The organism is Luedemannella flava, assembly GCF_039528515.1.
Taxonomy (GTDB): domain Bacteria; phylum Actinomycetota; class Actinomycetes; order Mycobacteriales; family Micromonosporaceae; genus Luedemannella; species Luedemannella flava.
In genome coordinates this window covers 53,016-62,385 of record NZ_BAAALT010000182.1, presented here as the reverse complement: position 1 = coordinate 62,385, position 9,370 = coordinate 53,016, and the positions used below count along the sequence as shown (strand labels likewise).

Sequence of the window (9,370 nt, the reverse complement as noted above, 5' to 3'; positions counted from 1 at the left end):
GGCCGCGGCACGGGCCGCGCGCGCCTCGCGCGACTCCGGCGGGCCGGCAGCGCGGGACGCCCGACGCGGGGCCCGCTCCTGGGTTGCGCTCTCGACGCTCGTGACGGCCTCGCTCTCCACGCCACGCACCTCCGCCCGTACCTCCGCGCGCGGCGACTCGCCGCGGGCCGCGACCTCACCCCGGGCCGACTCGGAACGCGGACCGGGAACCCGGCTCTCGCCGTTCTGCTGGGCCTGGATGGCCGCGATGAGCTCGCTCTTGCGCATCCGGGCCGTGCCCGTGATTCCAAGCGACGACGCCATGGACTGCAGCTCAGGCAGGAGCTTGCCGGTCAGGCCGCCGCCACCCGAACGCCGCCGGGTTTCGGAGGCGGGCGTCTCCGGGGTGCTGGGGGCTTCCGACGTGACGTCGGTGGTGTCGCTCAATGGATTCCTTCCCTCGTTAGGCCGTGGCTCCCGGTTCGGCTAAGGGTGGGGCCGGGCAGCCGCGGATACACCCGCTCCGGGTGAACGTCGCGGGAGTCTGATACACCGAGCGCCAAAGATCTGCGGCCGGTAATGCCGTCGCCGGGCGGTCCTTGCCCGGCTGCGGGCCGTGCACCTTGTGAATGGTCCGAACGTGGGTAGAGCGGACCATTGGAACAGGAGGGGCACGGAGATCGCAGCCTGCGCGTGAGCCTGGTGCGGTCCGCTGGATCGCGCGATGGCGGCTGGTATCGCCCTAGAGCGTAATCAACCAGGTAGACCTGCGGCAACAGGGTCGCCCTCGGCGTGTTCAACAGTAAGGATACGCGCACCCTCCGCGGCGACGTCGAGTGACCTCGACCACCACCCCTCCGGGCACAGGTTCTCGGCCTCCGCGAGCAGGTGGTCATCGTCCGCGACCAGCGCCAACACGGTCGGACCGGAGCCGGAGACCACGGCCGCGATGCCCTCCTCGCGCAGCGTCGCGAGCAGCTTGGCGGTGTCCGGCATCGCCGGCGAACGGTACTCCTGGTGCAGGCGGTCCTCGGTGGCGTCGAAGAGCAGCGCCGGCGTCCGGGTGAGCGCGTGCACGAGCAGCGCGGTGCGCGAGGCGTTGAACGCCGCGTCCGCGTGCGGCACCGTGGCCGGCAGGGCCGCCCGCGCGGCGGCCGTGAACCCGAGCTGCGACGGCACGAAGATCACCGGCCGGATGCCCTCGAGCGCCTCCAGGCGCACCGCGCGCGTGCCGCCGTGGCCGCGGGCGGGCCGCGTCGTCCAGGCGATCGTGAAGCCGCCCAGCAGCGTCGGCGCCACGTTGTCGGGATGGCCCTCGATCTCGGCGGCCAGGCGCATGACGGCGAAGTCGTCGAGCAGCGCGGAGCCCTGCTCGACGAGCGCGCGGGCGAGCAGGATGCCGGCCACCACCGCGGCCGACGAGGAGCCCAGCCCACGGGCGTGCGGGATGTGGTTCTCGCAGAGCAGCTCGATGCCGTCCGGGCGGCCGCCGAGGCGGTCGAACGCCGCGTTCATCGTCGACACGATGAGGTGGGACCCGTCCGTCGGCAGGTCGTCGGCGCCCTCGCCACGCACCGTCACCCGCACCCCGCCGCCGGTCACCCGCGCGGTGACGTCGTCGTAGAGCGTGAGGGCCAGCCCCAGCGAGTCGAAGCCGGGGCCGAGGTTCGCGCTGGAGGCCGGCACACGAACCCGGACGGGGGCGGTCAGGAACGCCATGGCGACATGCTATAGGTCACGCGTCCGCCGCCCCAGGCCGGCTGCCGACCAGCTCGCCCTCGGCGGCGGCGGTGGTCAGCCGGCGGGTCGCCAGGCGCCACACGACGGCGTAGAGCAGCGTCGCGCCGCCGCACGCCGCGATCACCACGCGCGGGCTCACCGAGTCCACGAACAGCCCTGCGACCAGTACGGACACGGAGATCGCGAGGGTCGCCAGGGTCATGTCAGCGGCCATCACCCGCCCCCGCAGCCCGTCCGGCACCACCAGTTGCAGCGCGTAGTTGGACATCGCCCAGTTCCCGCCGCCGCCGAAGTGGGCGGCGGCGACCAGGATCAGCGCCAGCCAGAACCACGGCGACAGGGCCACCCCGAGGTACGCCAGCCCGTAGGCGGCCATGGAGATCGCCAGCCCGGGCATCAGCCACGCCCGCTTGGTGAGCACCCGGCGCAGCACGAGCGGCCCGAGCAGCGCGCCGACCCCACGCGCGGCGAACAGCGCGCCGAGCCCCGCCGGCCCCACCCCGAACACGGCCGTGGCGAGCAGCGGGAACGTGCCCAGCACCCCGTTGCCGACGCCGACGGCCGACTTCACGGTGACGAAGGAGGCGACCTGCGGCCGGTGCCGGATGTAGCGCAGTGCCTCCAGCAGCGCGTGCCACGGCCGCGGTGGCTCGGCGCCGGCGTCGCGGGGCTGCTGCATGGGCCGGCGCACGCGCCACACCAGCACCGCGGCCACCACCAGGCACACGATGGTGATCAAAAAGCAGGTGTACGGCCCGACGCGCGCGCTCACGACGCCCCCCGCCGAGGCGCCCACGACCAGCATGGTGCCCCAGGCGCTGCCGCCCAGCGCGTTGGCCGTCCCGAGGTCGGCGCGGTCGACGAGGTTGGGCAGGGCCGCCCCGGCCGCCGGCGAGTAGAACGCCTTGGCGGTGGCGGCGAGCCCGATCGCGACCGGCCCGAGCCACGCCACGCCGGGCGAGCGCACCAGGAACAGCAGACTGATCGCGCCGATCGCGGCGACGTTCGAGCTGATCAGGATCAGCCGCCGGTTGACCCGGTCGGCGACGACCCCGGCGAACGGGAGCATGAACGCGTTCACGGCGGTGTCGGCGACGAGCGCGAGCGCGGACGGCAGGCCGCTGCCCGTCAACTCGTGCAACAGGGTCATCAGGGGGATGAGCGCGAACCAGTCGCCACCGAACATCACCAGTTCGGCGAAGAAGAGCCGCCGGAAGTCGGGATTTCGGGTAAGGACCGTCAGAGCGGGTGGCACGTACCGGAACCCTACCCGCCGCCCCCGCGGACCCGTCCAGGTTTTCCGGATCGAAAAAATCTTGGCGCGGATTGTCGAGCGGGCGCCGTCGGCTCCGACCACCATGCGAAGGAACACCCGACGCGGAAGGATCCGTCATGAACAAGATCAGCCCGTTCCTCTGGTTCGACACCGAGGCCGAGGAGGCCGCCACGTTCTACACGGGCCTGTTCCCGAACTCGCGCATCCTCGACGTGCAGCGCCACGAGGCGCAGGACGCGACGAAGTCCGCCTTCGTCGTGACGTTCGAGCTCGACGGAGTGAAGTTCACGGCCCTCAACGGCGGCCCGATGCACGCCACCTTCACCGAGGCGGTCTCGTTCCAGGTGGACTGCGCCGACCAGGCCGAGGTCGACCGGTACTGGGACACCCTCACGGCCGACGGTGGCGAGCCCGGCCAGTGCGGCTGGCTCAAGGACCGGTGGGGTCTGTCCTGGCAGATCGTGCCGACCGCCCTGCCGACGCTGCTGGCGGACCCCGACCCCGAGGCGGCCGCCCGGGTCATGAAGGCCATGCTCGCCATGCAGAAGATCGACATCGCCACGCTGGAGGCGGCCCGGGCCGGCTGACGGCTACCGTTCGGCGTAGTCGACGAGGGGACGCGCCTTCGTGCCCTGGGGCGCGTTCCACTTCTGCGCCGCCGAGCTGTCGCAGACCGCGACGACCAGCTTGCTCACCTTGTACCCGCCGGGATAGAGGTCGGCCGGGCTGGCGTCCGGGTTGGTGAGCGCCAGGCAGTACCCCGTGCCGTCGGCGATCCGGTAGCTGGTGTCGTACCGGCCGGTGTCGCGGTAGACCGTCCACGTCATCGCGGCGGGCGTCGTGCTCCCGGTGGGGCAGGCGACCGCCGTGACGTAGCTGCCGGTCGCGGTCGTGCCCGGGCTGCGCAGACACTGGATGACGCTGGAGGGCGAGGTCGCGGTGATCCGGCCCGTGCCGCTCATGCCGCCGGCCGGCAGGGCCGGCACCGTCCACTTCTGGTTCCACGTGACGGAGCCGCCCGGCAGCGCCTGCTGGCACGGGAACGCGGCGAGATAGGCAAAAGCCAGGTTCTGCTCGGGGACGTCGACGCAGCGCCCGAACTGGTCCTGATTGACGATCTGCCCGGCCGTCTCGCCCGCGTTGCTCGCGCCCACGGACGACTCCGGGAAGAACGACTGCGTGCTGTTGTAGGGCAGCACGCCGCAGCCGTTACCGGCGGAGCGCACCACCATCCTGCCGGCCTGGACGTTCATGCACTTGCCGCCGTTGGCGACGAAGTTCGCGGTGCCGTTGAGGACCCACTGCTGCTGGGCGAGCGCCGGCACCGCGCACGGTTGCAGCCTGACCTCCTCCTTGTTCTTGGGCGTGTCGACGTCCAGGCACATGCCCTGCGGCCGAGAGGGGGTCCGCGACGCGATGAGCACCAGGTTGAGGTTCTCGTTGTACGCGAACTTCTGCGTGTCCCGGTTCGGATCGCACAGGCGCAGCTCCGCCTGGGTGTCCACCGCGAAGGCGTCGGACACCGCGTCGATGCACATGTCGTTGGCGCCGGTCGGCCGGTACGCGTGGATGAGCCCGCCCGTGCCGTACTGCGCGTCCTTGCGCATCACGTACGTCGCGCGCAGCCGCCGCACCGGCACCGAGGAGAACGCCCCGGTGGCCGAGTCGGTGCCGACGGCACGCAGCAGCGCGTACGCCGGCGCCCGGGTCGTGCCCGTGCCCGCGGTGCAGGTCAACCGGTTGGCGGTGACCCACGCGTCGGTGCGGCCCTGCGGGTCGGTGTCGAGGTAGTCGACGGTCACCTGGTAGCGGGCGGGCGCCGCTGCGCTGACCGCGCCGGTGAGCGGCCCGCACGGCAGTTTCGAGATCGGGGCGATGCCCCGCGCGTCGGCGACGGCCCGCAACTGCCCGAGCATCGCCTCCAGGCCCGCCTCCGCCGCGGCGAGCGCGTGGTTGCGCCGGACCTGGTCACGGGTCGCGTCCAGCTGCCTGATCGCCAGCGGTCCGAGGGCCGCTATCAGCATCGATCCGATGAGCACCAGCATGAGCGCCATCGGCAGCGAGCCGGTGTCGTCGCCGCGCCTCACGGCACCTGCCTCCCTTCGACGCATGCGTCGCTCGGCGAGAACTGGGAACTGTTCAGGGCGGTGAAGGTGACGTTCGTCTGCTTCCTGGCCAGGGCCGCGCCCGACCCGTACGTCGCGGTCAGGTCCACCCGCAGCCGCTGCGTGAGATAGGTGGCGTCGGGCGCGAACCGGGTGAACGGCGTCGCCGAGCTCACGTCCGAGATCAGCGGGAGCCAGCTGCCCGGCGTGCCGCCGAGCGGCCAGGACCGCTGCTGCAGCTGGCGGGCCGACACGCGCAGCCGCAGCTGTACGCACACGGAGGTCCCGGTGTTGGTCACCAGGTACTCGACGTAGGGGTCGGCACCCACCGTCCCCGGCGTGCCGATCGCCGAGGCGTACCGGATCTCCGTGTCCAGCCGCGCGAACGCGATCGCGACCCGCGACTGTGCCGCGGCGATCGACTCGTTCTTGTTGACCACCCGGTTGATCTGCAGGACACCGACCGTGACCATCGTGAGCACGATGGACATCAACGTCACGCTGACCATCACCTCGACGAGGGTGACCCCGTCGTCCCCGCGCGCCCGCCTCACCGGAACACCGGATCGGTGATAGCCGAGTTGATCAGCGTGGTCGTGACGTAGGAACACGACGAGGCCACACACCGGTTGTCGGCCCAGGTCACCACGACGACCACGCGGTAGAACACGGCGTAGCCGGCGACCTGGGTGGGGCCGCACGCGCCGCCGCTCACCGGCTGCCAGCAGTTGCCGACGTACCAGTTCTGACCGTACGTGATGCCGTTGACCACGACCGGCCTGGTCACGGTGGGCAGCGCGGCCGTCTGACCGGACGGGTTGATGGCCGCCGGGTCCGACGCGCGCACCATGTCGGCAAGGTAGGCCGTCACGCCCGCGGGCGCGCCGGCCCACTGCTGGTCGGTGGTGGTCCTGTCGCGGCCGACCACCACGGTCGCCCCGGGCATGGCCCGGGCCCGGTCGACGGCCTCGCCGGCGAGCTGGATCGCGACCTGCTTGACGCCCTGGCTGTGGCTGACCTTCATCGTGTTGATGAAGAACGTGGTCGTGGCGCCCATGACGATGGTGATGATGACGGCGGAGACGAGCGTCTCGATCAGCGAGAGCCCGTCGTCCGACCGCGTCCGGTGACCGGGCACGGCTCAGTCCGTCCCGCCGAGCGGTTCGGTCACGAACACCTGCACGGACACGGTCAGGATGCCCTTCTTGCCCGTGCCGTTGCGCAGCAGGTTCACGCTGTCCACGAGCGCCGCGCGCGGCTGGTCCAGCCGCACCTCGTGCACGAACGCGTCGAGCCTGGCCGGCGTGCCGGACAGGGTGAGGGTCAGCCGCAACGAACTCACGGCGGCCACGCCCGGCACCGGCGTGGCGTCCCCGACGGCCAGGGAGTCGACGGAGGCACCCGTCTTGTTCGCGGCGGACTGCAGTTCCCGCAGGAAGTCGGAGGTGGCGGGCGTGGTGGGGAGGGCCTCGCGGTTGGTCTCCAGTTCGGACCGGAAGCGCCCCAGGTCCGCGTGGTCGATCCGGAGCTTGGACAGGCGGCGCTGGTCGGCCACGAGCCGCTGCTCGGCCGCGGCGATGTCCTCCTCCAGCTGGGCCGTCTCGCTGTAGCGTGGGTGGATCAGGACGAACCAGCTGATCGCCAACGCGAGCAGCGCGGCGGCGGCCCCGCCGACCGCCCACAGCCGACTGGCGGTCCAGGACCACGACCAGCCGCGCATCACGGCTTCGCCTTCGTCGCCTCGAACCGCCCGCCGAGCGCGGCGTCCGTGACGTCGAGGCGCACCGCGAAGCGCACCTTGTCGTCCTCCCGCACGGCATCGGTGAGCAGCGGATTGGCCAGGCCGGGCAACACCCCGATCGTGTCGACGTACCGGGCGACGGTGCGCTTGTCGGGGGCCGTACCGGTCACCGTGAACGTGCCGACCACAGACGGCCGGGCGCCGCCCTGGCGCAGCTTGTCCGCGATGCCGGCGAGCTTGGTGCCGGACGCGCCGGTGATCCGCACCTTCGTCGGCGCCGCCTCGCGCACCGACCCGGTCAGCCGGTCCCAGGCCACGTCATCGGCGAAGAGCTCCTGGAGCTTCTTCCCGATCGCGGCCGACTCGCCCTGCGTCTTCTCGACGTCGCGGTAGACCTCCGCGCGCTGGCGCGTCTTCTCGATCTCCGACTCGATCTGCCCCAGGTACGCCCGCGTCGCCGCCGTCTCGTGGACCGCGAAGACATACCACGCCCCGAGCGCGACCAGGAACGGCACGATGGTGATCACGACCAACCGCCGGCTCTGCCGGGTGCGCCGGGCGTCCACGATCTCGGCCGGCAGCAGGTTGGCCGCGATCGACGGCGTACGCAGGGAGGGGTCGTTGCGTGGTAGGGCGCCCGTGGCCGCATGCCTGCTCATCGGCCCGCCCGCAGGCCGAGCCCGATCGACACCGTGGCCGCGGGCAATGAGGTCAGGTCGCGCAGGCCGCTGTGCCGGCGGGGAATGCGCACCCGGGCGAACGGGTCCGCACCGACGACGGGGATGTCGAGCTCGGACTGCAGGGCCGCGTCGAAGCCCTGCAGCAGGGACCCACCGCCGGACAGGACGAGCCGGGCCACCTCCTGGTGCTCCTCCCGGGCGCTGAGGTAGGCGAAGGAGCCCCGCACCTCACGCACGAGCGGCCGGATGACCTCGCGGATCATTCCCGCGGTCTCCGGCTCGGTCTCGTCGTCGTTCAGGCCGACCCGGCGCTTGAGCGCCTCGGCGCCGCTCAGGTCGGCACCGAGCCGCTCGGCGAGCAGTTCGGTGATCTCGTAGCCGCCGCGCGGGACGGTCCGCACGATCAACGGCTCGCCGTTGACGTGCACCACCACCGTGGTGGCCTGCGCGCCGATGTCGACGATGGCCTCGACCGTGTCGTCGAGGCGCGACGCCGCGCGCAGCAGCGCGAAGGAGGCGAGGTCGACCCGCTCGACGTGCAGCCCGGCGCGCTCGACGGTGCGCACCGCCGTCAGCACGGCGTCCTTGGGCGCCGCGACGAGCAGGCCACGCACGTTGCGCCCGTCGTCGACGCGCGCGAGCGGGTGGAAGTCGAGCACCGACTGCTCCGGCGGCAGCGGCAGCATCTCGCGCACCTGGAACGGCAGGGACGCGCGCAGCTCGCGGTCGGGCATGTTGACCAGCGTGACCTCACGCACCACGACCTGCCGGTTCGTGACGCCCAGCACGACGGTCCGGCTACGGAAACGGGTGGTCGCCCACAGGTCCCGCAGCGCGGCGGTGACCGCGGCCCCGTCGTGCACGACGCCGCCCTGGATCGCGTCCGCCGGCACGTCCACCTGCCCGAACTGGACGAGGGTGGGGCCCGACTTGCCGTGCTTGATCTCCACGGCGCGCATCCGCGTCGAGCCGATGTCCAGTCCGACGATGCTCTTGGAAATCATCCGCTCACCTCAGACCGTCGGGAGCAGGAGCGAGGAGTACCAGGCGGCGATCGGCCCGCCCAGGAAGATGGCGAGGAACGCGCCGGCGAGCATGAAGGGGCCGAACGCCACGGCCGACTTGCGGCCGGCGCGCCTGATGAGCATGAGGACGGCACCGACGACGGCGCCGAACAGGAAGCCGGCGAAGGTGCCGACGATCACCGGGCCCCAGCCGAGCCAGCCGAGGTAGAGCCCGAGCAGGCCGGCCAGCTTGACGTCGCCGAAGCCCATCCCGCCGGGCACGAGCGTGGCGACCGCGAAGTAGGCGGTCCACAGCAGCGCCATCGCGGCGGCGCCCCGCGCGGCGGCCCCCCAGTCGTCGCCCGCGACGGCCGCGATCAGCAGCAGGACGGCGGCGACGACATAGGACGGCAGGACGATGGCGTTGGGCAGCCGCTTGACGTCAATGTCGATCATGGCGAGGGCGACGGCGACCGCGGCGAGGTAGAGGTACGCGGGCAGCTGCGCGGTGAGCCCGAACCGCGCGGTCACCGCGACGAACAGGGCGCCCGTCGCCAGCTCGACCAGGGGGTACCGCACGCTGATGGGCACCCGGCACGCGGCGCACCGGCCGCGCAGCGCGAGCCAGCTCAGGACGGGGACGTTCTGCCAGGGGCGGACGGGCGCCAGGCACCGCGGGCAGTGCGACGGCGGATGCACCAGTGACGCGCCCTGCGGGACGCGGTGGATCACGACGTTGAGGAACGACCCCACGAGGAGGCCGAACACACCGGCGATGACGAGCACGTTGCGACCTCCTTCCGGGTTTCGCGCCACGGTGGTGTGGCGGCATCACGCCGCCACAC

The 9,370-nt window shown here is 72.2% G+C and carries 11 protein-coding genes; 1 reads left to right on the top strand and 10 read right to left on the bottom strand.

The window, feature by feature from the left end; all coding sequences use genetic code 11:
- The 3 genes from ABD211_RS24595 to ABD211_RS24585 all read right to left on the bottom strand — a co-directional run.
- On the bottom strand, nt 1–426 hold a 426-nt coding region (locus ABD211_RS24595), incomplete at its 3' end, for a Rho termination factor N-terminal domain-containing protein (protein WP_344136511.1).
- Nucleotides 427–732: 306 nt separating this feature from the next.
- Nucleotides 733–1,698 (bottom strand): homoserine kinase, encoded by a 966-nt coding sequence (gene thrB / locus ABD211_RS24590; protein ID WP_344136508.1) that lies wholly within the window; start codon nt 1,696–1,698, stop codon nt 733–735.
- A gap of 16 nt (nt 1,699–1,714) precedes the next feature.
- Nucleotides 1,715–2,974 carry an MFS transporter gene (locus tag ABD211_RS24585; protein ID WP_344136505.1) on the bottom strand — a complete coding sequence of 420 codons (1,260 nt, stop codon included), beginning with the start codon at nt 2,972–2,974 and terminating at the stop codon, nt 1,715–1,717.
- Between the two features lie 137 nt (nt 2,975–3,111).
- Here ABD211_RS24585 and ABD211_RS24580 point away from each other — a divergent pair, with 137 nt between their 5' ends.
- Nucleotides 3,112–3,582 carry a VOC family protein gene (locus tag ABD211_RS24580; RefSeq protein WP_344136502.1) on the top strand — a complete coding sequence of 157 codons (471 nt, stop codon included), beginning with the start codon at nt 3,112–3,114 and terminating at the stop codon, nt 3,580–3,582.
- Between the two features lie 3 nt (nt 3,583–3,585).
- Here the strand turns inward: ABD211_RS24580 and ABD211_RS24575 are convergent, their stop codons facing one another.
- From ABD211_RS24575 to ABD211_RS24545, 7 genes are read right to left on the bottom strand one after another with little or no spacing between them, the layout of a single operon-like run.
- Nucleotides 3,586–5,082 carry a ricin-type beta-trefoil lectin domain protein gene (locus tag ABD211_RS24575; RefSeq protein ID WP_344136499.1) on the bottom strand — a complete coding sequence of 499 codons (1,497 nt, stop codon included), beginning with the start codon at nt 5,080–5,082 and terminating at the stop codon, nt 3,586–3,588.
- A complete protein-coding gene (locus ABD211_RS24570; RefSeq protein ID WP_344136495.1) occupies nt 5,079–5,654 on the bottom strand; it encodes a PilW family protein in 576 nt (191 codons plus the stop codon). The genes ABD211_RS24575 and ABD211_RS24570 overlap by 4 nt, the downstream gene beginning before the upstream one ends.
- Nucleotides 5,651–6,238, bottom strand: a complete 588-nt coding sequence (locus ABD211_RS24565; protein WP_344136492.1) for a type IV pilus modification PilV family protein — start codon at nt 6,236–6,238, stop codon at nt 5,651–5,653. The genes ABD211_RS24570 and ABD211_RS24565 overlap by 4 nt, the downstream gene beginning before the upstream one ends.
- A gap of 3 nt (nt 6,239–6,241) precedes the next feature.
- Nucleotides 6,242–6,823, bottom strand: coding sequence for a hypothetical protein (locus ABD211_RS24560; protein ID WP_344136489.1), 582 nt, complete (start codon nt 6,821–6,823; stop codon nt 6,242–6,244).
- Complete coding sequence (locus ABD211_RS24555; protein ID WP_344136486.1) at nt 6,820–7,500, bottom strand: PilN domain-containing protein; 681 nt, start codon at nt 7,498–7,500, stop codon at nt 6,820–6,822. Before ABD211_RS24555 ends, ABD211_RS24560 begins: the two co-directional genes overlap by 4 nt.
- Entirely contained in the window at nt 7,497–8,525 is a 1,029-nt protein-coding gene (pilM, locus tag ABD211_RS24550) for a type IV pilus assembly protein PilM (protein ID WP_344136483.1), read from the bottom strand. Before pilM ends, ABD211_RS24555 begins: the two co-directional genes overlap by 4 nt.
- A gap of 9 nt (nt 8,526–8,534) precedes the next feature.
- Nucleotides 8,535–9,311 (bottom strand): prepilin peptidase, encoded by a 777-nt coding sequence (locus ABD211_RS24545; RefSeq protein ID WP_344136480.1) that lies wholly within the window; start codon nt 9,309–9,311, stop codon nt 8,535–8,537.
- Nucleotides 9,312–9,370 lie beyond the last annotated feature (59 nt).

Excerpts from the sequence above, each read along its gene's own strand:
- pilM (WP_344136483.1), bottom strand. The coding sequence starts at position 8,525 with ATGATTTCCAAGAGCATCGTCGGACTGGACATCGGCTCGACGCGGATG.
- thrB (WP_344136508.1), bottom strand. The coding sequence starts at position 1,698 with ATGGCGTTCCTGACCGCCCCCGTCCGGGTTCGTGTGCCGGCCTCCAGC.
- ABD211_RS24555 (WP_344136486.1), bottom strand. The coding sequence starts at position 7,500 with ATGAGCAGGCATGCGGCCACGGGCGCCCTACCACGCAACGACCCCTCC.
- ABD211_RS24580 (WP_344136502.1), top strand. The coding sequence starts at position 3,112 with ATGAACAAGATCAGCCCGTTCCTCTGGTTCGACACCGAGGCCGAGGAG.